1 protein-coding gene is annotated in these 661 nt (G+C 38.1%); it reads right to left on the bottom strand.

Translation table 11 applies throughout. The features are described 5' to 3' along the window. The coding region (locus ACRCJ0_RS18055; RefSeq protein ID WP_431391516.1) for an LLM class flavin-dependent oxidoreductase at positions 1-357 on the bottom strand (357 nt) is incomplete at its 3' end. Positions 358-661 lie beyond the last annotated feature (304 nt).

The raw sequence follows: 661 nt of genomic DNA, 5'->3' as shown, positions 1-661 counted from the left end.
TCCGTCAGAAATTAAATCTAAAGTAGCGAAGTTTTCGTAAATTCGAACCGGGTCAGATGTCGATACAACAGTTGATGAAGAGGATAATTTAATCTTACTCGTCGCTTGAGCAATAGCCCCTAAAATGACTGCATGGGCTTGAGAGACAAAGTGTTCTTGGTGAGATTCACCAAGGGCAAAAATATCTAAGCCAGCTTGTTCAGCGTGCTGAGCTGTTTCAATTAATTCTTGAACTCTTTTTTGTTCCCCTACCCCTTGGTTGGTATGTGGATTTGGGGCATAGTCGCCTAAAGAATACAGGCCAAATTGCAAGCCATCATTTGGTTTAAAACCAAACTTCTCTTTCATTGTTGTCATCATTATTCTCCGTTCATTTTTGAATATATTTTTAGATAGCTCTATTATAATTTCAAATCCGAATTAACACAAGATTTTAGCTTACAATTTGTTAGTTAGGAAACTTTCTGTTAGTAAGACAACATTCATTTTCCAATCAGACGAACAAAGACCTTATTTATTGAAATCGAACAAGTTCAAGCCGGTTTCTGCTTCGTCTTTTGACCGTTCCACTTCACCAGAAATCATATGAACAAAAATTTCACCGGTACCTGAAATAATGGCTTCGTTCAAGTGACCACCGACTACTGACCCATCTGCACGG

It is taken from the genome of Aerococcus sp. L_32, assembly GCF_050689315.1.
This window is presented reverse-complemented; position numbering and strand designations above follow the sequence as displayed.